At 55.9% G+C, this 238-nt stretch carries 1 pseudogene; it reads left to right on the top strand.

From position 1 onward, the window contains the following. Nucleotides 1–238, top strand: a pseudogene (locus ACYZGB_RS23015) (IS5/IS1182 family transposase); the annotation flags it as partial.

Genomic DNA, 238 nt, shown 5'->3' with positions numbered 1-238 from the left:
GAAGGAGCTGATCGCCGATGTGCGCTTTGATGCCTTGCTGGCCGACAAGGCCTTCGATGTGAACTGGTTGATCCAGGAGCTGGACAAGCGCGGCGCACAGGTGGTGATCTCACAGATGCCGCGTCGGCGATCACCTTTGGAGATTGATCGGGAGGTCTACAAATGGCGTCACTTGATAGAGAACTTCTTCGGCAAGCTCAAGGAGTTCAAACGCATCGCAATGCGCAGCGACAAGACG

The organism is Acidovorax sp. Q11 (genome assembly GCF_054950075.1).
Note: the sequence above shows the minus strand (reverse complement) of the source record. Positions and strands in the feature narration are given on the sequence as shown.